Source organism: Nicoliella sp. ESL1113, from assembly GCF_058509245.1.
Map to the genome: position 1 here is coordinate 952,807 of NZ_CP196387.1, position 26,147 is coordinate 978,953.

Genomic DNA, 26,147 nt, shown 5'->3' on the forward strand with positions numbered 1-26,147 from the left:
CTAAATGAACTTAACGAATTTCTTATTACTTGTAATATAACGGTGGTTGCCTAGGTAGAACCTAGTTAATCCCTTGTACTTAACGACCCGTTGAATCTTGATCTTAGAGCCGGTCTTAAAGTGACGGTTGTTCGTCTCGAACGTCTTATCACTGTGCGTCCAAGCCCCCTTCGGATTAATGACCCGAACCGTTTTACGACTGTGATTAGCAACATCACTTGATTGATAGTAAGCATTCTTCACGAAACTAGGTTTGACGGTAATGTAACCGCTAACGTTTTGTGATGAAAGGTGGCTCTTAACGTAGTAACGAACTAACCCATTCTTTGAAAGCTTGATCTTCTTAATGGCAAATTCGTAGACCTTGTTTTGGGCAAGTTTAGCCCGTTTAACGATCCGACCATTACTAGTGAACGTTGCATCGTTATAAACGTAAAGCGTCTTAGTATTGTAAACGTACTTCGCATGTTGCTTGAACTTATTGTTGAAGGCGGCAACGTACCCGTTTTGATAGCCGAGGGCCTTGCCACTGACAGAACTAACTGGCATGCTTTGCGTCTTTGCTTTAGCTACTCCCGCTTTGTAGTCTCTAAGCCCTACTCGGTAAGCCTTTGCATAGTTAGCAGCATAAGTTGCATCGTCATTATCAATCCTTTGGGCCTGCTTCTTCGCACCGGCCATGTAACCATCATAAGCTCCCTTGTAACTTAAGTCATCAGCCAATGTGGAGCGAACGTGCTTATTCAGCTTAGCATCTTTCATCCCAGTTGCATAGTAATCAGTAGTAGCGGTGGACGAATCACTAGTGCTACTACTTGAAGTACTAGTCGAACTAGTATTGGAACTGCTGGATTGCGCAGAACTAGCAGAACTACTGGTAACGAACGATGATTGAAGAGACGTTGCTTGAGCCACTAAACTAGCAACTGCACTGGCATCGCTAACCGCCCGACTAGCCGCACTGGAAGCGATCGAGTTGACTGAATTCATAGCAACAGAATTGCTATTCATTCTCGCAATGCCACTATCAGCAATGCTCAACGCTAGCTGAGCCGTATTGGCAAGGCTATTTGCAGTACTTGAATCACCCTGAGCGTATGCCGAGCTAGCAGCGCTATTGATCGAGTTGGCCTGAGCGACTGCGGTCGTAACCACTTGGTTCGCACTACTGTTATCAGCACTGAGTGAAGCCGCATAGCTAGATGCCAAACTGGTTTGACTATTAGCACTAGCGGTATCGGAATTAAGCGCATTAACGACGGTGGCAATGCTACTTACGCTACTGGTCATGCTTGCAATGCTATTGATCTGACGCGCCCCACTCGTTGTTTGGCTATTAGCGGAACTGGCCACACTAGCGTAGTAGCTAGTCTGATTGACCTGGGTGTTGACCCCTGAATAAGCGGATGAAGCAAGCATCGTGAACACAGAAGCTGAGTTCGCAAACGTACTGGTACGAACGGCAGTTGAACTGGCTGCCACTGCAGAACTAGCTGCTGATTGGGCGGTCACTAGGGCTGCATTGATGGTGGCACTAGCAGAACTGGCAGTCGAGCTGGCAGTTGAAGCTAATGCACGTGCCGTAGTGGCAACCGAATTAGCCGAGCTAGCGACCGATGCCATCTGACTAGCCGCATTCAAAGAAGTAGCAACGGTACTATAAGCGGACTGTGCTAAGCCTGCATAGACGCTACCCATTGCAGAACTGCCCTGGGCATAGTATTGACTAGCTTGACTAGCGTAGCTTTGCCCCACTGAAGCAACACTTTGAGCATTGCTATTGATCGTTGTAGCAACACTAGCAGCCCGATCAGCATTTGAAGCAGCTTGACTTGCGAGCAATGATTGTTGATTAGCAACACTGTTGGCACTGGCGAGTTGACTGGCGGCACTGTTGGCCACACTAGCTTGTTGAACCACTTGGCTAACGGCGGAATTGGCGGTTGCTACGCTATTAATAGCACTGAGCACCCCGCTGGCAGCGGTACTAATTTGATTAATCCCACTAGCGGTACTGCTTACGGTATTGCGACTTTGCTCAGCACTCACAGCCTGGCTATTCGCAAAACTGGTGAGACTGGCCACTGACTGTGCAATTTGCCGTGCTTGATTGAGTTGATCAGCACTAACGGTCGATTGAGCAGCCACGACGGCGACACTGGCTGCACTAGCGGCTGAATCCGCAATGCTACGGGCATTACTATTTGCAGCATAGGCACTGGCAACGGCTTGGTTAGCTGAACTGAGCGCTGGACTGAGTTGGGTAGTAGCCTGAGCCGCAGAATTAACTAGCCCTAACGCAGCGTTGGCCAAACTATCATAAATGCTGGCAGCATGCTCATCACCAGCAGCAACTGCTGAACTGGCCTGAACAGCATAGGAACGACCAACACTAGCGGATTGGGCAGCATTACTGCTCAACGATTGAAGCTGCAGGCTGATTCCTTGCGCCGTACTAGTGGCTTGACTAGCAACACTAGCGTTTGATTGCGCCACGGAATTAGCTGAGCTGACAACGATCGCTACGGAACTTACGATCTGAGCTTGAGAATTAACCAAACTATTGTTAGCGTTACTTGCAACTAAGCTGTTCGCAATTGAGCGTTGCCCATCAACAAACCCACTAGATTGGGCGGTCGCAGCAGCTAAACTAGCAATTGCACTGTTTTGGTCACTAACAGAACTATCGACACTGTTGAAGGTATTTTGTGCGCTGTTTACCGCACCTGCGTAACTAGTAGCAAAGCTAGTCTGACTAGCGATTCTCATCGCAGCAGTCACGGTAGCACTGGCGGAATTGATCACTTGCTGTGCAGTGGATACAACGCTTTGGGCTGAACGTGCCGTTTCATTAGCTGTTTCAGCAACCCCTGATAGTTGATCAGCACTTACTTGGGCGGAAGCAACGGCCGTTGAAGCAGCCTGCGCTAAGCTATGCAAAGTAACTGCTGCATTCGAATCACCACGACTATCGGCAACCGACGCAGCAGAAGCATAGGCCTTCCCTGCACTGGCCGATTGAACGGCAGCATCCCTAAGCCCGTTGGCCACGCTGGTTGCACTATTGGCAGTTGAGGCAGCTGCACTGGCAATTTGGGATTGTTGTTGAACAACTTGATCAGCAGAATTAGCTTGACTAGCAGCAACGCTGGCAATCGAAGCCTGAGCACTAATGGCACTGTTGCTAGAGACGGAAGTGTTCAAGCTTGCGATCGCATCCGCAGCGTTGTTAACGAAACTAGTAGTTTGACTAGCAGCGCTGGCCATTTGATCAGTTGCTGACTGTGCGTACCCAGTAGCGCTGGCTGTCGTGTTAACAACACGGGCAACTGAACTAACGTGGGCTTGGCCACTATCGATCGAACGATCGTATGCACTTACCGCACTCGATTCCTTACGAGCGGCTTGTTCTGCAGCCTGTGCAGATGCAAACGCACTAAGGGCAGCTTGATGTGCAGTCGTGGCTACCGTAGAAGCAAAATTAAAGGCGCTAGCGGCTGAATTAACCAAGCCATTGGCTGATGAAGCAACCGCCGTGAACGAATTGGCAGCCTGTGATGCAGCACTAGCGGCTGAATTAAAGACCGCAGCTTGACTAGCAGCTGCTGAAGCTGAATCGTTCGCCCCTCTGGCAGCCGCATTAATGGCAGCACTGGCAGCAGAACTAGCAGAACTAGCATTTAAACTAGCAATATTAGCATTAAAGGCTGCACTTTGCTTAGCATTATTAACCACGTCATTTTCACTCGCAACGACCGTAGCAGCAGATTTGGCGGTCACTACTGCGGAATTTGCAACTACCCCAGCAGATTGAGCCACTTGATTAGCACTATTCACGACGCTATTCCCAGCATTAGCGAAAGCAATCGATTGCGTAGCACTAGCCAAATCATTAGTAGCATTAGCAGTGGATTGCACTAAGCTTGAGTCGGCCTGATTATTTTCACTGGCGGCACTCATACTCATTTGGGCTGCACTTTGGGCAACGCCAGATGCAAGATCGGCAGTCGTTGCAGCAGCCCTAGCAGCGGAAGTGGCAGCACTGACGTAATCAGCTGCCATGGCCGCAGCATCAGCTTTACCTACCGCAGCTGAAATATTAGCTGCGATCGAATCAGCAGTTGAGCGGGCAACATTGGCGGCACTGTAGGCATTTGCAGCACTGGTATTCGCAGCGCTTGCACTGGCCATTAAGCCGATCGCACTTTGCGCAGCGGATTGGACGTTGGTCAATGCTGAATTAGCTAAACTGGTGTAGGTTTGGGCGTTGCGTGCATCGTTTTGGGCAGCCGCAGAACTAGCGAGGGCGGCAAATGCGCGTCCTGCCGAAGCATTCGAACTAGCTGCACTGCTGAGCGATTGCACTTGACTAGTGATCGCACTAGCTGTAGATGCAGCAACACTAGCAACCTGGGCTTGTGATTGAACAACCCCGTTTGCACTCGCAACTTGTCCAGCTGCAGAACTAATGAATGTTGATTGAGCGTTCAACACGGCGTTGTCAGGATGAGCAGCACTCAAACTAGCAACGTGAGTGCCAGCTTGGTTAGCTGAGGCAACGACTTGATTAGTCGATTGGTTCGCTGATTGGACCTGGGCACTGGAATTAGCAGCATTGTTAGAAGCAGCATTCGCAAAGTTGCTTGCGCTCCCAATAATATTTTCAGCACTGTTCATTGAATCGTCATAACCACTGATTGCGCTTTGAAGACTATTAGCAACGCTAACTGCTGAAGCAACTACCAAAGCATTTGAGCTAGCATTACTATGTGCACTAGCAATGGTACTGTTGGCAACACTGGCTACGCTAGCAGCAGAGCTAACGAGTGAACTAGCGACACTAGCCACGTTGGTAGCGGAACTAACGACTGAAGCATTGTTGCTAGCAGCGACTTGATAAGCGCTGGCTTGGCTAGCGGCAACACTAGCGGTCGTAACATCACCATTTTGGACTGCTGTCGAAGCAACGTGTGCAGCAGAACTAGCCGCCACCGCATTTGAGTTTGCAGCAATGGTAGCACTTTGGGCCACCGAGTTAGCAACACTGGTCTGGACATTCGCAGATGCAGCCACGCTAGCAGCTGAATTGAACGTACTTGCAGCTCCACTAGCGACTGATGCAGCTGAGTTAGCGGCGCTTGCAGCACTTTGCGCCGTCCCGTTAGCTGAGTTGGCAGATGCAATCGCATTGGCAACGCTAGCGGCACTCGTGGTCGCAGTAGCCATGCTTTGGGCTGCAGTACTATTTGCTGATACAGATGCATTATTCGCACTCGCATTAATAGCAGCTTCACTGGCAGTTTGCGCATTGGCGATCGCAGCACTAGCGTTAACACTAGCTGAATTAGCAGCATTGCTAGCGGCACTAGCATAACTGGTTTGTTGAGCGACCGTATTGGCAGTTGATTGCGCATTTGCGATTGTATTTGCAGCAGCACTAGCTACTGATTGAGCGGAATTAGCGACACTATTAGCAACACCTTCTGCCGCGCGTGCTGCAGAAGCAGTCGCTGCTACTTGACTTGCAGCACTGGCAAGGGAAGTCACCTTGTTCAATGCGGAACTAGCAAGACTCGTGTAAACGCTTTGGACGTTGTTATCACCAAGGTTACCAGCTTCAATCGCAGCGGAGGCGTATTGTTGCCCATCACTTGTAGCTGCACTGGCAGTATCACTCAAGTATTGAACCGCGTTGCTAGCACTATTGGCAACTTGATTGGCCGAACTAGCAACCGATGACTGCCGTTGCAATTCATCATTAGCACTCGCCAATTGGGTCGCTGCAGAATTAGCAACTGAAGCCTGCGTGCTGATGGCACTGTTATTAGCAAATGAACCACTCAGACTGTTGAGTTGGTCAGTAACACTGTGGGCAATAACATTGGCCTGAGCGGTCGATGAAGCAACTACACTGAACTGGGAATTAGCACTCGTTGTTGCACTAGCAGCCTGGCTGGCAACACTACTTGCGCTATTAATTACGGATTGAGCACTATTGGTCGTTTGAACATAGCTACTAAATGCGACTGCATTGTTGCTGGCAGCATTGGTTGCAGAACTAGCGACACTAGCGTACGATCCAGCATCATTGTGGGCACTGATGGCCGTATTGTTGGCTGAAGTAGCGGCACTAGCGGCTTGGCTGGCAACTGAGTTCGCAGCCTGAGCTGTGTCCTTAGCGCTGCTTGCAACCATTGAATTGGCGCTGGCTACAGAATTAAAGGCACTGGCTTGACTAGCATATGAACTAGCAGCACTGGAATTCCCGTTATTCGCAGCTGAAGCAGCCTGGCTGGCAGCGAAACTAGCCGCACTCGCATTTGAGTTAACGACGCTGGTTGCACTCGAAGCGATCGCACTCGCTGAGTTCGCCTGACTAGCGGCTGATGATGCAACACTACTTGCCGTTTGGGCGTTCGCATTCGCACTATTAGCAATTGCTGCAGCCGAACTAGCAGCACTGGCGGCGCTCTTCACAATGGCGGTCGCAGAATTGTTGTTAGCAACCGAACTAGCTAAGCTGGCCGCAGAATTGGCTGAAGCCGCTTGTGATTGCGCATTGGCAGCCGCAGAGCTGGCGGTTACACTTGCTGCATTCGCACTATTAGCAGCACTCGCAGCGGCACTGTTATCAGCATTTGCCGTGTTGGCAGCGCCAGAAGCATTCGATTGGTTACTATTGGCACTGATGGCAAAGTTGGCAGTCGATTGAGCTGCTGAGACCACCGCACTCGCAGAAAATGCGGTTGATTGGGCAGCGCTGGCAGCTGCATTGGCGCTACTTGCAGTGCTATTAGCACCACTGGCCACTACAGCCAGTTGACTAGCCGATTGCACGGAGTCATTCACATCACTGAGTGCGGAGCTAGCTAAGCTGTTATAGATGCTTGCAGCGTTCGAATCATTCTTGCTGGCAGCATCACTAGCAGCTGCCGCATATGATTTACCAACACTAGCGGTCTTAACAGTAGCACTAGTAACTAATCCAACAGCACTATTGGCACTGGCGGCGATCGAAGCAGCAGAACTGGCGGTAGCAACATCGCTTTGTGCATTTTGATTAGCAGCTGCAGCTTGATTGGCAGCAGAACTAGCAAGTGCTGCTTGAGCACTTACCACACTATTATTAGGATATTGTGAACTCAAACTGTTCAATTGACCAGTTGCACTGCCGACCGATTGATTGGTAACACTAGTTAAACTAGCGTTGTTGACAGTATTGGTAGCATTATTACCAGCAACACTAGCGGCAACGGAAGCGGCATTACTGATCCCACTTAGTTGACCTTGCGCATTACTCATTGAACCGTTATAGCTATCAACGGCACTGGAATTAACGGCGGCTTGACTAGCGGAACTAGCTGCGGAATGGGTCGCTTGGTTGGCACTGGTAACGATTCCGTTGGCTGAGCTGACCACACTGGCGGCCGAACTGGCAACGTTACTTGCCGATGATGCCGTTACAGCAGCGGAACTGGCAGCCTTTGCCCCATCACTGGCGATGGAGTTATAGGCACTAGCTTGACTAGCAGCAACACTAGCCGTTGAAGCATCACCGTTATTAGCGGCAGAAGATGCGACAATGGCAGCCGAACTTGCAGCAGCCGCATTCGATTGGGCAACACTGTTGGCGGATGAAGCAATCACACTGGCTTGGCTAGCGGATTGTTGAGCAGCATTCGCAACGGAAGCAGCGGAACTAGCAACACTGGCGGCACTCGTAGCGTTGGCAGCGTTAGAGCTGATCGTACTGTTGGTTGGGTTAGCTGATGCAATCGCATTCGCATCGTTGGCAGCCGATTGGGCAGCGGAAGCACTGGCAGCAGCGGATTGGGCAACGGTGCTGGTTGCGGCACTCGCATTGCTTGTGGCCTGGTTATTTGAACCAGCGGCACTGGCGTTAACACTAGCGGCATTCGCATTCGATGCAGCGGAACTAGCGTCGTTAGTAGCACTGGCGGCAGCACTAGCATTCGCACTGGCACTGGTAGCGGTTGCACTGGCGGCGTTCACCACTGATTGAGCTGCACTAGCAGTCCCACTAGCAGCACTAGTAACGCTGTTCGCAGAATTAACCACTCCAGCTAATGAACTAGCAGCGCTTACAGCACTGCTGAGGCTGTTGATTGCCGAACTGGCCAAACTGTTAAAGACGCTCGCGACATTCGAGTTGCCTGCAGTGACAGCTGAACTAGCGGCAGCGGCGTATGACTTCCCGTCGGTAGCCGTTTGAGCAGCGGCACTGCTGAGCGAGTTGAGCGCACTGTTGGCACTATTGGCAACTGAATTAGCGGAGCTGGCAGTTTGGGATTGTTGTTGAACCACGCTGTTGGCACTGGCAGCTTGACTAGCAGCACTATTGGCTAGTGAGGCCTGTTGACTAACCGCACTATTATCCTTGAATGCAGAGCTGAGTGCATTCACCTGACTGGCGGTGCTGGTAACGGATCCGTTCGCCTGTGAAGTGGCGCTGGCGTTACTACTTACCGCGCTATTGGTGTTATTGGCCGCAGTCGCAGATTGATCAGCGGAACTACTTGCTGCATTGATCTTTGATTGGGCCTGATCGATAGCGGCGTTGTCATTATTGGTAACACTGGAGTTGACCACGGCATTGGAAATCACTTGGCTAGCGGAACTAGCTGTCTGACTAGCACTGGCAACGACACTGTTGGCAGAGCTGGCCAAACTTGCCTGGGCACTCGCGGTAGCACTGGCGGATTGGGCATCGTTATTGGCAACACTGGCCACGTCAGCCTGCTTACTTGCGGTGAAACTGTTGGCACTGGCAACGCTAGCAGCGGAGCTAGCCGTACTTGAATCACCAGCTTGGGCCGCCGAAGAAGCAACGATAGCGGCGGAACTAGCGGCATTCGCTGCGGATTGAGCGACACTGTTAGCACTGGAAGCATTGGCGTGGGCGGAACTAGCATGAGCAGCGGCGGAACTAGCAGAATTGGCGGCATCATTGGCAACAATTGCGGCGCTGCTTGCTTGTGATGATGCTGAATTAGCAGCACTAGCGACACTTTGCGCCACACTGTTATCTGGATGGGCACTTGCAATCGAGTTGGCTTCGCTAGCTGCTGATTGCGCAGCACTAGCAGTCGCATCCGCAGCTCCTGCACTGGCTTGAGCAGCACTGTTAGTAGCACTGGCACCATTAGCAGCAGTATTGGCAGCGTCGTTATTAGCATTTGCGGAGGCTGCATTGGAAGCGGCGGCACTCGCATTCGATTCAGCACTAGCTGCGGAGTTAGCGGCACTCGCTGCGGCGTTGGCACTGGCATGGGCCTGTGAAACGGCCTGACTAGCGACAGTCGCATTGGATTGAGCCGCAATAACGGCAGCCTTAGCATCATCTGCACTGTGGCTCGCAGCAGTGGCTTGATCAGCTAAGCTACTTGCCGAACTAGCGGCATTGACCATCTCACTTTGCGCAGAACTGGCCAAGCTGTTGTAGATGCTGGCGGCATTCGAGTTACCACTTTGGGTCGCCACACTCGCAGCGGCTGCATAGGAAGCTCCATCAGAACTGGTCTTATTAGCAGCACTACTGAGTGAACTAACGGCACTGGCCGCGCTACTAGCAACTGAAGCAGCGGAACTGGCGACCGTTGATTGACTTTGGGCCACTTGGTTGGCACTGTTGACCTGGCTAGCAGCAGAATTAGCGTTGGCGATCTGGGCACTGACCGCACTGTTACTTGAATATGCAGAACTCAGGCTGTTAACCTGGGCGTTTTCACTATTGGCAGCACTGGTCGTTTGTGCGGTGGCACTGGTAATCCCATCGGCAGCCGAATGATCAGCGGAAGCGCCACTCGCAGCACCACTGGCGGTAGCACTGGCACTGGTGAGCTTGGATTGGGTATCGCTCATCGCACTATTGTAGTTATTGACCGAATTGGTGTTGGCACTCGCAGCAGAAGCCGCACTGTTAATGGCACTGCTGTAAGAACCAGCGGCGGAACTGGCACTGTTGGCAGCAGAATTGGCCGAACTGACCACGCTGACTGCGGAACTAACGACCGCACTGGCCGATTGGGCAACACTAGCTGCTGAGCTGGCAGCCTTAGAATTATCGCTGGCGGCGGAATTAAAGGAACTGGCCTGACTTGCATACGAACTAGCGGTGCTGGCATCACCATTGGAAGCCGCACTGGCCGCCTGACTGGCAGCAGAATTAGCGGCACTGGCGTTGGCACTAGCGGCAGAAACAGCATTCGAAGCACTGCTCTTAGCGGCGTTGGCTTGATCAGCTGCTGAAGAAGCGACCACGGAAGCGGCATTCGCCGAACTAGCGAGGCTGTTCGCCTGGGCAGCAGCAGAGTTAGCAGCATTGGCAGCACTTTGCACCGCACTGTTATCTGGGTGGGCGGAAGCAGCGGCGTTCGCATTTTCGGCACTCGATTGCGCAGCGCTGGCGGCGGCATTCGCACTTTGGGCCGTTGAACTAGTGGCTGCATTCGAAGCATTGGCACTGTTGGCAGCACTGGCAGCGGCATCGCTACTGGATTTAGCAGCATTGGCGGTGGCGGAAGCAGAGCTGGCATTCGCATTCGCCTCACTCGCCGTTTGCCCTGCGGAAGCGGCAGCAGTTACAGCAGAATTAGCTGCATCAATGACACTAGCAGCAGCACTGGCGGTGCTACTTGCTGAGTTAGCGGTGTTTTGAGCGCTATTAGCTATATTACCAGCATTGGTGGCCACGACTGCTTGCGAACTAGCAGCATTGTTATAACTACTTACGTCACTAGCAGCGGAGTTCGCCAAACTATTGTAGAAGCTTTCATCAGTCGTTTTACCGGCAGCAGAGGCTTGACTAGCTTGAGCGGCATACGACTTCCCGATTGCAGCGGAGCTTATGGCAGCGGAACTAAGTGCATCAACGGCACTGCGAGCACTATTGGCAACGACCGCAGCAGAACTGGCCGTTGAAGATTGTGCTTGGGCAACGCTGTTGGCACTGCTGAGTTGACCAGCGGCAGAACTAGCGGCCGCAGATTGCGCATTGATGACCGCATTGCTAGGCACTGCCGAATTCAGGCTCGTGATGGCGCTGATCGTCCCTGCGGCACTGCTGGTCAGTTGACCAGTCGCACTGGCGATCGAACTAGTAACGGAACTGGCGTTATTAGCGGTGTTGGCCCCAGCAGTGGCGGTGTTGCTGGCACTCCCAATCTGAGTGGCGGCACTATTGAGCGAGCCGATGTAGCTATTGACGGATTGGGCATTGTTAGTAGCCGCGGAGGCTGCACTGGAAGCGACGCTATTGTATGAGCTAGTCGTACTATTAGCACTGGATGCCGTTTGGTTAGCGGAACTAGCTACACTCGCAGCGGAACTAGCGGTCGAACCTGCAGCTTGGGCGTTGGCGTTCGCGGAACTGACAACGTTAGCGTTCGAACTAGCGGCGGAATTAGCAGCACTGGCTTGGCTGGCGGCTGAATTAGCGGTATTGGAATCGCCATTTTGGGCTGCGGATGAAGCAACGCTGGCAGCTGAACTAGCGGCGTTGGCATTCGAGTTCGCAGCGGATGCAGCACTGGAGGCGATGCTAGATGCCGAGTTAGCCTGATCAGCGGCCGATGAAGCAGCATTATTCGCACTGTTTGCAGAACTAGCGGCACTATTAGCCTGTGAAGCCATCGAATTGGCATCACTGGCTGCACTTTGGGCGGCACTGTTGCTAGGTTGAGCAGATGCGATTGAGTTCGCCTCGCTCGCAGCAGCATTAGCAGCACTGGCGCTGGCATTGGCTGAATTAGCAGCCGAGCTAGCCGTACTGTGCGCCGAGTTGGCAGCCGAAGCTGCGGCACTAGCGGACTTACTGTTGTCATTGGCAGCACTGGCTTGTGATTGAGCAGCAGAAGCAGCACTGGCAGCAGAACTAGCAGCATCGGCAGCATTGGCAGCTGCTGTGGCATGCGATTGAGCAGTATTGACGGTTGCACTAGCGGAGCTAACGACTGATTGAGCAGATTGGGCACTACTTTGGGCCCCACTGGCAACCGCGTTGGCTGAGCTGGCGATCGTTGCCAAGCTGTTGGCGGAGTTAGCGTAGCTATTGGCGTTACTCAAAGCAGAGCTAGCGAGACTGTTGTAGATGCTAGCGGTCTTGGAATCGCCATCGTTAGCAGCACTATTGGCTGCTGAAACGTATGAATTCCCGGAAGCCACATTTTGGTTGGCACTACTGCTAAGGGCTTTGATCCCACTATTGGCGGATTGGGCAACCGAAGCGGCTGAACTAGCAATTGCTGATTGTTGTTGAGCAACGCTGTTAGCGCTGGAAACCTGGCCTGCAGCGGAGTTGGCCACACTGGCCTGACCACTAACGATACTATTATTGGAGTATGAAGAGCTCAAGCTATTGATTTGATCAGTCGCATTAGTAGCAGCCGAATTAGCCTGGCTCGTGGATCCAGCAATCTGGCTGGTAACTGAACTAGCGGATTGAGCTGCATTGGCTGCAGAACTAGCAGAGTTAGAAGCTGAATTGAACTGGCTTTGGGCGCTGCCCATCGAACCGTTGAAGGCACTGATCGAATTGGCATTATTGCTGGCACTAGCCGCTGTCGAAGAGGCTACGCTGTTGAATGAACTAGCGGCACTAGTGGCAGAGCTGAGCGCACTATTGGCGGAGCTGAACACGTCAGCAGCGGAGCTAACGACCGCACTGGCCGATTGCGCAGATTGAGCAGCCGAGCTAGCAACAATTGCGTTCGAACTAGCGGCGCTGTTCGCATCAGAAGCAGCCGATGCAGCAGCACTGGCGGTCTTGAAATCACCAGCCTGGGCAGCTGAACTAGCCACACTCGCAGCCGAGCTGGCAACGTGGGCGTTGGAGCTGGCGGCACTAGCGGCATTGGATGCCTTTGATTGGGCTTGGCTGGCCTGATTAGCTGCAGATGATACTACACTAGCAGCAGAATTTGCTGAATTAGCCGCACTGCTGGCCTGTGTTGCTGCAGATTGAGCCGCATTGGCAGCACTTTGCGTCGCACTATTTGGATTAGCAGATGCGATTGAAGCTGCACTTTGGGCGGCAGAATTGGCAGCATCAGCAGAAGATTGAGCAGCGCTAGCGATTGATTGAGCTGCACTGTTGGTAGCACTAGCAGCATCGTTGGCACTTTGGGCAGTACTTTCATTAGAACCAGCAGTAGATGCCGTAGCACTAGCGGATTGCGCACTGTTGGTAGCAGCGGAAGCAAAGCTAGCGGCACTGGCAGCATCGTTAGCCTGCGATTGTGCCGTTGAAATGATGGAACTAGCGGAGTTTACCACCGATTGAGCGGAACTAGCAACGCTAGATGCCACATTAGCCACACTATTAGCATTGGTGGCGGTGGAAGCTAAGCTATTCGCATCGCTAGCATACCCACTCACGTCGCTGAGCGCGGAACTGGCCAAGCTATTGTAAATGCTTGCCATCTCTGAATCACCCTTGCTGGCAGCAACACTGGCGGCAGATGCGAATGAGTTCCCAGCACTCGCTGATTTAGTGGCCGTACTGTTGACCACGCTGGTGGCACTGGCGGCACTATTGGCGACTGAAGCTGCGGAACTGGCAATTCCAGATTGTTGTTGGGCAACCTGGTTGGCACTGGAAAGCACACCAGAACCAGAACTAACTGCTGATGATTGCGTGTTGATTGCAGCGTTGCTTGGGTAAGCAGAATTCAGGCTATTGACCTGGCTCGCCACTGAATTAGCGGAACCATTGGCCTGAGTGGTAGCACTAGCCACTTGGCTAGTGGCTACACTTGCGTTATTAGCACCATTCGCAGCGGCAGTGGCGGTGTTGCTAGCACTCCCGATCTGGGTCTGGGCACTTTGGACCGACCCGTTATAACCGTTAACAGAACCAGAGTTATTGTTAGCTGCTGAAGCAGCACTCGAAGCAACATTAATGTAAGAATTAGCGGTGCTATTAGCGTTCGAGGCAACACTATTCGCAGAACTAACTGCGCTGTTAGCGGAACTAACCGTTGATTGGGCACTATTAACATCACTGGTAGCGGAATTAGCGGCATTGGAGTTAACAATCGCATTCGAACTAAAGGCACTGGCTTGACTAGCAGCGGAACTAGCGGTACTTGAATCCCCACTTTGGGCGGCGTTTGAAGCAACGCTGGCAGCGGAACTAGCAGCGGCAGCATTCGAACTAGCAGCACTCGCAGCAGATGAGACCACGTCGGCAGCGGAACTAGCCTTAGCCTTCGCCGATGATGCGTCTGCGCTGGCGGAGCTGGCCTGGTTAGCAGCAGAACTGGCTTGACTAGCAGCTGATTGCGCATCACTGGCAGCACTTTGCGCCGCACTGTTGGATGGATTAGCACTCGCAATTGATTGTGCAGATTGGGCAGCAGAGTTAGCAGCATTGGCGTTCGATTGGGCAGCACTAGCGCTATTGGCAATCGTACTGTCACTGTTGATCGAACTAACCACGGAACTGGCAGCTTGATTACTACTTGCAGCTGAACTAGCGGTAACACCAGCTGATTGGGCCGCGGTAGAGGCACCATTGGCAATGCTTTGGGCAACCGCGGCATTGCTAACGACAATCGCAGCACTTGCGATTGCTGAACTAGCGGAATTAACGACTCCCTGGGCGGAAGTGGCCGCATTTTGTGCACCACTAGCGACAGTATTGGCAGAAGTGGCAACACTGGACAGACTGTTAGCAGAACCGACATAGCTGTTCACATCGCTGAGCGCAGAGCTGGCCAGGTTATTGTAGATACTTGTGGTGGTCGAATCATTGCGGTTAGCGGCATCACTAGCAGCGGCGGCATATGACTTCCCGACACTGGCCGATTTGTTAGCAACGCTGTTAAGAGCATCCATCGCACTGGAAGCACTATTAGCAACCGATGCAGCAGAACTGGCGAATGATGATTGCTGTTGGGCAACTGCATTGGCACTGCTTGCTTGGTCGGCTGCAGAGTTAGCCACTGAAGCTTGTGAGCTAATGGTAGCGTTATTCGGGTAGTTGGAAGTAACGCTGTTGATGGATCCCGTGGCACCAGCGACACTGCTGTTCGTTTGACTAGTGGCATTAGCGACTTCACTAGTATTAGTAGCTTGGCTGTTCGCACTGGTGGTGGCGGAATTAACGACATTGCTAGCGGCGGACAAACTATTTTGCGCCGATTGCATTGATTGATTATAACTATCAACGGCACTTGAGTTTACACTGGCGCTGTTGACAGCATTGTTGGTCACACTGCTGTATGAACCAGCGGCACTGTTGGCACTACCTGCGATCGAGTTAGCAGAACTCAAGTTAGCGTTGGCAGAACTAAGAGCCGCGCTCGCAGAAGTGGCTGAATTAACCGCAGAGTTAGCGGCGGCTGAATCTTGACTAGCTTGACTGGCGTATGAAGCAGCCTTGCTAGCCGCATCACTAGCAGCTGATGAATTCCCCGCTTGGGCGGCACTAGCGGCATCATTAGCAGCAGCACTAGCGGAACTGGCATGAGCATTAGCATTTGAAATTGCATCACTAGCAGTTGCACTAGCACTGTTGAGTTGAGAAGCGGCATTGGATGCAGCACTGGAAGCCGCTTGGGCTGAATCAGCAGCTGATTGGGCAGCGGATGCGACCGAATTAGCAGCACTGGCAGCACTTTGTGCCGTACTATCATTAGGGTGCAAAGAGGCGATCGAATTAGCAACGCTGGCAGCACTCTTCGCAGCATCAGCACTGGATTGGGCGGTGTTGCTAGTAACGGATGCCCCACTGGCAATTGAATCCATCGATGACTTCGTTGAACTAGTGGATTGGGCAGTATTAGCAGCCGAACTAGCGGCGCTGGAAGCTTGACTAGCAGCGTTGAGTGCATTTACGGTCGTATTGATTTGGGCGTTCAACGTGTTCGCACTGTTTTCATCAGATTGGGCTTGGGTCGCAGCACTCTTGGCACTGTTAGTAGCGGTGGTAACTTGACTAGCTAGTGTTGAAGCTGTCGTCGTAGCAGATTGGACCTGGTTCACCAAACCAGCCGCATTGGCGTTGAATTGGTCCCCGTACGATTGATTGCCGTCAGCATAGGCCTGGCTGGCTAGGCTGGTGTAGAAGTTCACCATGTTCGCGTTGGAAATGGTTGCTTGGTTCAAGCTATTAAAGTTGGCAGCAAGCCGTGCCGCATTCGATGCAGCCACACTTGCGTTGCTCCTTTGTGATGCTGCATCAGCATTCAAGCTGCTGATGCTACTGAACGTTGCACTGACACTGGCTACGGCGGCACTCACTGCAGGATTGTTGGAATAAGCTGACACTACCGATGAAGAAACGATATTGGCGTTAACGTAAACGCTATTGACCTGACCAGCAGCCGAACTAGCGGTACTTGATGCAGAAAGAGCTTGATCAGCATTGGTGCTAGCAGCATTAAAGCTGGCTTGAACCGTGGCAGATGCACTGGATGCCAGGTTGTTATTAGCGGATACCTGTGATGACGCCCCTGAATTAGCACTGCTGAGCGAACTAGCATCGCTATTAGCGGAACTGACCTGGGCATTAGCACTGGCAGCAGAACTATTGACGGTTGCTACCGAATTAGCAAGTGAATTCAAAGCACTCGAAGCGCTGTTAGCAGCGCTATCAGCACCAGATGCAATAGCATTGTATGATTCAGCAGATGAGTTAGCCTGACTAGCAATCACTGATTGATCTGATGCAGCAGAAGTATCGCCACGACTAAATGCAGAAGCGGCACTAGCGGCGGCATTGCTGGCAATGGTAGCCTCGGATCTGGCAGAATCCCGTGCAGAATTAGCAGCATTATTGGCAGATGTGATTGCACTACTCAAATCACTGGCGGTACTAGTGGCACCATTAACTGCGGAAGCCTGTTGACTAGCTACAGTTGCGGCACTGTTGGCAACAGAAGCGATTGATTGGGCCTTACTGTTGTTAGGGTTAGCGCTCGCCACCGAATTAGCATAACTAGCGGATTTGCTGGCAGCACTAGCGGTTTGAGCAGCTTGGTACGCATTCATGCTAACGTTGTTCGCACTGTTGGAAGCGTTAGTAACGCTATTAACGATATTGGAAGCATGGGCGCTAGCACTGTTGGCAGCGGTATTAGCTGCACTGGCATCGTTACCAGCGTTGGTGGCGTTCGCACTGGCTTGACTGGCGGCAATTAAGCTGGCCTTGATTTGTTCAGCAGCAGAACTAGCAAGTGAAGCATTCGTTGAGTCGGTCTGGGCCTGAGCTTGTGCACTCGCCCCCGCACTATTGGCGTTGCTAGCAGCGGTGGATTGGGCAGTAATTGTTGAATTAGCATTCGAGAGCTCGTCTAGAGCAGTGTAGGCCATGTTGCTGTAGAAATCACCAGTATCAGACTTCCCGTTCGCATAGGCACTATTGGCCTTGCTAGCGTAGGAGTTGACCTTGGAAACCGCCCCACTAGCAACCATTGAAGCGGATTTGGCAGCAATCGTGGCACTTTGCGCTGCTACGTCGGCACTACTTGCAAGACTCGATTGAATTTGAGCATTCGTATTCGCATTCGCTGCTTGACTCACGGCACTCGTCATGTCACCCGCCAAGCTATTAACAAAGCTATTTGAGGAGTTGGCACTAGTAAATGAGGCAACCGCACTGGCGTTTGATGCCACGCTTGAATTAGCTTGTGAAGTAGCGGCGGCCAGTGAACTAGTGGTAGCAGAGTGAGCTTGGGCACTGATGCCGCTCACGATCGACGCATTCGAACTGTTCAGACTACTTGCCTTGCTATTCGCACTGTTCATTGCAGTGCTTCCGATGGCTGCACTAGCACTAGCAGCACTAACGGCAGCCCCAATGGATGTGACCGAGGCATTGACCGATTGGGCGCTACTATCGTCTAATGCAGCTTTACTGGCAGCGCTGCTGGCGGTGCTGGTAGCAGCAGCAATGCTTGATGCTAGTTTACTAGCGTTTGTAGCCGCTGTTTGAACAGAAGCCGCATTACTATTGGCGGCACTCGTGTAGGAGTCCCCTGAACTTAATGAGCCTGCTTGGTAGGCGGATTGAGCTGAACTGGAGTTGGAATTAAATGATGCGTTAAAGCCATCAACAGCAGTATTAAGACTACCGATGGTCACCTTCATACTATCAACAGCTGAACTAGCCGATTTCGCAATGCTGGATTGTGAACTGGCATCCTTTTGGTATGACGATAGCGTTGAATTAGCGCTGCTTAGTTGAATGGCGTAACTCTGGTAAACAGCGTTACTAGGGTTGCTGCTCAACAATGTCCCTACGAAAGAAGCGTTGGAACTAGCGGTGCTACTATAATTGCTCACATTGTTAGCATGAGAAGACGCAGCGCTAGCGTATACACTAACGCTCGTTGTATAGGTAACCGCACTGCTATCCGCACTGACTACCAACCCCTTCGCTGAACTAACAACGGATTGGTTCGTGGAATTATTAGCTGCTGCTGATTGAGCGTGATTAAGGTTTGCAAGCGCATCTGAATAAGCACTCTTCGCAACACTTTGTAGCGCACTAGCAGAAGAGGCATCCCGAATGGCACTGGTAGCAGCAGTCGTAGCGGTACTCAATGCATCGGCAGTGATCTGGGCGTTACTATTTGCAACGGATTGATAGGAATTCATCGCAGCCACGTTTGAAGCAGCTTGGGATGCTAAGATCTTCCCTAAGTCAGTATTCCCAGTATTAAATGCAGCAGCGGCCTGACTATTGAGTGCGTTCACCTGCGAAGCGGTTTGAGCAGCGTTGTAGTTAGCCTGACTAACGTTCGAGTTTGCAGAGGAAGCTAGTTGACTAGCACTATTGGCGGCGCTGGCCCAGCCATTAGCAGTGCTGCTCAAGTTAGCAGCAGCTGTATTAGCAGATTGGACCACGCTATTTTGAGCAAAAACGACCGCATTAGAGGCGTTGTTAGATGCTAGCGGCGCAAGGCTATTTGCACTACTACTAATGTCGCTAGCGTATGAAGCCGTATTGCTGGCCGCACTGGATGCTAAATAAGCATTGAATGAGGCATTCGAATTATTGACCGATGCTGATTGGGCAACGATTGCGGTAGTCGATGCAATGCTAGAAGCAGACTGGGAGGTTTGGACCCCAGCATTATTACCAGAGATCGTAGTCGTAGCGATACTGTTGGCCAGGCTATTGGCAGCGGAGGCATTCGCAGCGTTTTGACTAGCGTTTTGGGCATCCACGATGCCTTGACTAGCAGCTGAACTAGCCACACTGGTTAACGATGCAATCGAACTGGCGGTGCCACTAGCTGAATTAGCAATGCTATTTGCAGTGGCAACCATCGAATTAGCGGTACTAATGTAGCTGTTTCCATCACTATCTTGCCCAGCATCAAATGCTGAATCAGCACTTGCTGAGAGACTCGCAACGCTGTTAGCAATATCATTAATGGAATTCTTGCCACTTGAGATGGCTGAATTTAAAGCATTGGCAACTGATGATGCTGAGTTAGCGATACTCGATTGTAAACTAGCATCAACTGAGTTTGAATGAGCACTACTTGCCGCCTGTTGAGCTTGGCTGGCCGCACTAACGATGGCTGAATTACTAGCGCTGCTTGTAGCCAGGGCCAAAGCTGATCCAGCAGCATTGGCTGCCGTAGAGTTATAAGCCGACGCCGCAGTGTTGGCGCTGTTTGCAGCACTGGCGTAACTATTAATTGCACTACCGTTCGCAATAGCGGCCCCACTAATCCCGTTAATTGCGGATTGGTTCGCGTTGACTGAACTAGCGTTATTATTACCGCTATTAGCAGCGTTGGCAGCGGCACTGGCCACTGAACTGGCAACGCTAATGGCATTGGCAGCTACCGAAGCGGCACTAGTTGCGCTGTTCATCGCGGCATTAGCGGCATTAAATGCAGAAGCAGCTGCAGTCTTATTAGCCGCAATCGTTTGTGACTGAACATTGATGTCGCTGTTCGACGATCCGATCGCATTAGACAGCGAAGTGATTTGTTGTTGATACAAACTCCCCAACTGATTGTTCCCGGTAGCGTAGGCATTGGCAGCTTGGGAACTCAGTTGATCAAGGGTATTCAACTTATCCTGGGCATTTTCCTGGTCACGACTGGCAATGGAAGCCGCCTTAGAGGCACTGAGGCTAGCTTGGGTGGCGATGCTATTTTGACTGCTTGCCACCGCATTAGCGCTGTTGGCAACGACGTTAGCAGAATTGACTAGGGCAACTTGACTACCAACGAAGCTGTTCTTAGGGTTGGCAGTGGCTAACGAACTGGCGATCGCACTATTACTATTGGCCACGCTGGTCGCACTACTGGTAACTGAAGCAGCGGAACTAGTGGCACTGGCGTACGAGCTCACTGATGATTGATCACTATTAAGAGCGTTCACGCTAGCACTTGCACCACTGTAACTATTGCTAGCTGCAGTAGTGGCGCTGTTAATTGCGTTATTAGCAGTTGCTGAATCGCTGGATAGCGAAGTAGCGGCAGCAGAAGCACTACTGATCAAAGCGTTCGCACTGGCGGCGTTACTAGCGTCGTTGCTAGCCTGACTGGCGGCGTTTTTAGCAATTTCAGTTTGCGTATTTACAACAACCGCTTGACTAGCGGCAACACTGGCCGCTGAAGCAGCGTTACTTGCAATTGAATTTGCATCAGCGGTAAAGCTATCACCCAACGATTGATTACCAGAGATGTAGGCACTAGCGGCCGAACTGGTGGCGGAACTTAAAGCACCAGGGGCTAATGCAATCGCTGAACTAGCACTAGCAATGCTACTTGCAGCCGAGGAAGCCACAGAGTAAGCACTAGATGTAATCCCCGATTGAACCGCAGCGTCTGAATTATAAAAACTAGCGTTATAGGCAGCGTTACTTGCCACGACGGCGTAGCTACTTAAAGCGTAGTTACTAGGGTTTTGACTTGCCAGGGTTTCAACTGCACTCGCACTGTTTGAGGCTGAGCTATTAATATCTTTGGTCGAACTTGCAGCATTTGAAGCAACAACGCTGTAAGAGCTAGCCGCACTAGCATTAACGGAGCCCACCGTCCCAATTTGGGTCGCGGCTGAACTCACCTGGTTGGCATTGCTCTGGTTAGCAGCAGCAATACTTGCGGTGGCCTGGGCGGAATTGAGGGCGGCGATGGCAGCAGCGGCAGCATCTTTAGCTTTGGTCTGTTCGGATTGGGCAGCAGAAGCATTGGAACTCGCTGAAACAGTAGCAATACTAGTTTGAATAGCCGCACTGCTTGCCTGACTAGCTGCTGAACTCGCCACTACATCGGCACTGGCAGCTTGGCTCCTGTAAATAGAAGATGCATCACCATTGCTAGCAGCAGCAGCAGCACTGGAAAGAGCATTATACGCAATAGTGGCACTGGTGTTCACCCCATTATAACTATCCGTTGCGGAAGCCGCGCTTTGCGCATCGTTGTAATTATTAGTTGCACTACTATAGTAACCATTTGCAGCATCCATTGCGGAAGTGGCAACACCTGCAGCTGAACTCGCAATACTACTTTGTAGCGAAAGGAGCGAAGTTAGTGAACCCGCACTCGATCCATTGGCTTGATTATTCAATTCGTTCGCAATACTAGTAGTGGCAGCAGCGGCTGAACTCGCCAGACTCTTATAGTAACTAGCTAAGCTAGAGTTAGCAAAGGCTAATGACGCCAAGATCTTAGCGGCATTGGCCTGACTAGCAGCGTTAGAAGCCCCCGCACTGGCATTTGCACTATTGTACGCGCTAAAGGCAGATGAAACCGCACTACCAATCGCATCATTGGCTGAACTAAGGATTGCATTCGCACTACTTAACACCGAATTAGCTGCAGAAGCAGATTGATTAGCGTTAGAGACATTGATCAAAGCCTGACTTGCGTTTGAATATTGACTAGCGGCGTTAGATGCTGCAGACGATGCCAACACTGAGTTGGATGAAGCGGTACTGTAATCACCATTTTGGGCGGCCGCTGATGCTGATGAGTAAGCCGTTGAAGCCTGGGCACTGGCAGTATCAGCATTACTGGAGGCAATAGACGCAGCCCGACTTTGTTGGGTGGCATAGCTACTAGCCGAGGTAACTACTGAGTAAGCAGAAGATGCTTGTTCAATGGCTGGATTGACAACTGAGGATTGGTAAGAAGTAATCTCGGAATAAGCCGTTGAAATCTGCGAATTACTAGAATAAGCGCTATAGTATTCACTGGCTTGACTGGCAATTTGGGAAGCCAGTGAGGCTGAGAATGAGACTTGCCCAGAAGTATTAGTAGCAACGGAATTAGCAGCATTAATTCCGTTGGAGAAGATACTTACTACAGCACTGGCGGAAGCGGTTTGGCGATCGTATGATGAAGCCTGACTAGATGCACTATTCGCCCCATTGGCATATGAATTAGCCGAACTAGCGTTGAGCACGGCTGAATAAGCACTGCTAATTGCACTAGCGGGGGCACTGGCTGCTGATTGATCTGAGCTAGCGCTGGAATTTGCATTGGCGGCCACGACCGAATTGCTGGCGGCAATTGAAGCTTGGGAGCTAGCTTGCAGGGCAGCACTAGCGGCAATGCTGGCGTAAGATGATGCAAATGAATTTTCGTTCGTTGCTCCAGAATAGTTCCCGTTCGAATTATATTGCACCGCTTGGTTCGCATGTGAACTGGCTTGGGAACTAGCAGAACTAATTACGGAATTCAAACTATTGATGGCACTAGCAGCACTGCCATATGCCATACTGGCACTGTTGGCCAAGCTACTCTGGTTATTAGCATCGGAATTCAACGAGTTTAACCCATTCCCATTGAAATTAGATGCAATCACATTTTGGGCGCTAGCGATGGCCGAATTCCCAGTGATGGTTGCAGCAATGCTATTGACGCTTCTGGAATTATCCATTGCAGAATTGTAGATACTATTCGTTCCACCAGTGGCTGAATTAGTAGCACTGGCGTCGCTACTAACGTTATTACTTGCACTGACAGCACTGACCGCACTATTCCCAGTTGTTGAAGCTGATTGAGCCGTGCTATTGGCAGAACTGGCGTTGGCTGAGGTATTTGCAGTTTGGGAAGCAACAACGACGCTGTTAGCCCCAGAATTGGCCTGGCTAATTGCGTTGGCAGCTGAACTAACAACGCTCATATAACTGTTTGCTTGGGATGCTGCAGTATCAGCAGCTGATCTTTGGCCACTGGCAATTTGGGAAAAGCTACTTGCCGATTGCGCATTTTGGCTCGCCAAAGAAGCGTAGCTAGAAGCGCTTTGGGCGGCAACTGAAGCGGCACTTGAGTTGCCCTGCGACATGTAGCTATTCGCACTACTGGTTTGTGCAGTGGCGGCTGCGTTATTGGAACTCGCCGAACTAGCGGCAGCACTCGCTGCATTTGCCGCTGATTGGGTATTGCTGGCAGCCACACTCGCCGTTGAACTTAAAACACTAATTTGAGCATTAGCACTTTGGGCCGATTGACTGGCAGTGCTGGCCTGGGAGGCATATGATTGCACCGCAGGATTACCAGAGTTAGCACTAGCTAACGAGCTTAGTTGTGAATTTTGGCTACTAGCGCTATTAACCGCATTGCTAGCGTTACTACTGTTATTTTGAACATTACTGGAATCCTGACCCGCAGTTGTTGCATCACTTTGGGCCCCTGCAGCATACGATGAGGCACTGGCAGAAGCGTTCGAGGCGTTGTTGGCGTACGATGAGGCTAAACTCCCCTGGTCAACGTTGTATACGACGGTCGTAACGATGTTGCCAGTGCTATCACTAACGTTACTAATCGTTGCTACGCTAGTTTGATTTGCAGTATATCCACTGATCGTTGGTGAAGGAACAGCGGCAAATGAATTGCTACCACTAGGAGTCCAGCTTCCAGTAGTCGTACCTAGCTTATTAGTGGTCTGAGTCTGGGTAAACGTAACCGTTTGGTTCACATCATTTGCGGCGGATGATCCATTTGCGTATTGGTAATGGATGGTCCGATTTACGGTTTTGGTATTGGTTACTTCAGTGGTCTTTTCGTGTAAGAGCACGTAGTAGTTTTGATCAACTAAGTCGTTATTATCAAAGTAAGTATTGTCGGAGCTATTGGTAAAGCCATCACTATCTAAGACGTAACCACTATTGATATAACTATTCAGGAGTTCCTTTGTGGAGTAGTTTAATTTTCCGCCACTATCCCCTTCCAAAGTATCCCGGTGTAAAATTTGGCCACTCGTCTGATCGACGTAGTTAATATTGGCCTTTTGCATCGAGGTGTAGGTCATGCTGTTTAACTTAATTGTCTGGGTCGCTACAGAATAACCAGTCGCTGCCGTTAAGTTAAAGTAGGTTGCTGGATCGTTTTGATCATAGGTGATTCCCTGCAAAAATGTAACTGAGTTAGCACCACTACTATCATAGATAGTCGCAGTTAATGTCCCCTTCCCAGCAGTACTGGAAGGAGTGTAGGAAATCACGATCCGATGTGCATTACCATCGGTTGCATTGATTCCACTATTGGCGTCAATACTTTTGACGGTACTTTCGTTAATGTGACCGTAACCGCTGGAATCGGTATTTACAAACGCCCCGTAGGGTGATGGATATGGATCTCCACTAAGCATATAAAGGTTTGAGTAAATACCAGAATTTCTGTAAACATCCAAATCCCCATCCAATTGAGTCTGCGTATTTCCGTTGGCAGGAGTATCGGGGAACGTATCGAGCTTAAAACCAACGGCATTCGGAATTCCGTTGATCCCAATTCCACCACCAGCAAGCCCCTGTTGATTTCTAGAACCCTTGTAGAGCACGAACCCGATCCCATCAGCGTTACTACTGAGGGTCACATTACCGTCCAGTGTAAAGGACTGTCTTAGGTCCAGTGAACCATTGTAAGCAACATTGGTACTCTGGGATTTGTCATTAGTCAAAGTCAGGGTATTCGATGAAAAGTCTAGGGATGGGACTGGATTATTTCCAGTTAGCGTGGAGGTCCCATTGGCAGTCCCGTTCAGAGTGAAGCTAGTTCCGAACTGTTGAGGACTATTCAAAGTCGTTTGGGTCCCAGAAAGATCTTTATTAACAGTGGTAGTGGTGTTATTTGGGGTCACTTTAGAATAGTCAGTCGTTTGGGTCGTGGTATCGCCAATTCGATCACTTAGCCCCGCAGCGTCCACTTGATCTGGATATTCACTGTTCATGACCACTACGGCGTTGCTGGCGGCCAGATAGGCGTTCGACATCATGGAATAGTAAGCCGAATTAGCAGCGACTAAAGAAGCCAGTGAGTTTTGATCACTAGCATTAAGTACTTCAGCAGTGAGTTTGGTGGAAAGTAACTGCGCAGCAGTACTTTCGGCACTCCCGTTGGCGCTGTAAGATTGGGCCACTTGGTAGGCAGACGAAACAGCACTAACGTTACTATCGTTAGCGCTGATGGCTCCACTATTTTGAATCGTGACTAATGCCAAGCTATTAATGGCACTAGCATATGAGTCAATCTTTGCAAGGCTACTCTTCACCTGTGCAATCGCACTGGCATTGCTTTGGTGCGCAGCATCAGATTGGCTATCCGATGATTGACTAGTGTTATCACTACTACTGGATTGATCAGCACTAGCACTCGATTGACTATCGTTGCTGGTACTATCCAATGCACTAGTCGTACTTGCTGAGCTCTGGGTATTACTGATAACACTCGAACTGGTGGTTGAATCAGCACTTACCGAAGCATCAGTGGTGCTGAGTGCAGAACTACTAGAGCTGGTACTTTGTACACTATCTCTCTGTTCGCTGTTACTATTTGTAGCATTGATCGAACTTGATTGCACTGCATTGGTTGATGATGAAGCAATGCTTGACTCATCATCATCGGCATTACTATCACTTGCCGATTGAGTTAACGTACTGGCATTAGCGGTTGCATCTTCATGCGCAATTACGCTACCTCCGCCCATTACAGTCAGCATTGATAGCGATACCACTACCCAATGCTTTTTAATCTTTTTAAGCTTTTTCTTATCGTTTACCTTGTTAAATCTAAGTTTATTATAAAGCATTCTAACATTCCCTCTTCGCAATCCATTTACGGCACTATACACTTAATATCATACAAAATGAGCACTCACATGTAAAGGTCTTTATAATTATTAAAGGTAAACGAGGGCAATAAATATACATATTA

General features: G+C 50.7%; 1 protein-coding gene. It reads right to left on the reverse strand.

The window, feature by feature from the left end:
• Window positions 1–26,022 carry a mucin-binding protein gene (locus ACSYTJ_RS04065; protein ID WP_491719563.1) on the reverse strand — a complete coding sequence of 8,674 codons (26,022 nt, stop codon included), beginning with the start codon at window positions 26,020–26,022 and terminating at the stop codon, window positions 1–3.
• Window positions 26,023–26,147: the final 125 nt, after the last annotated feature.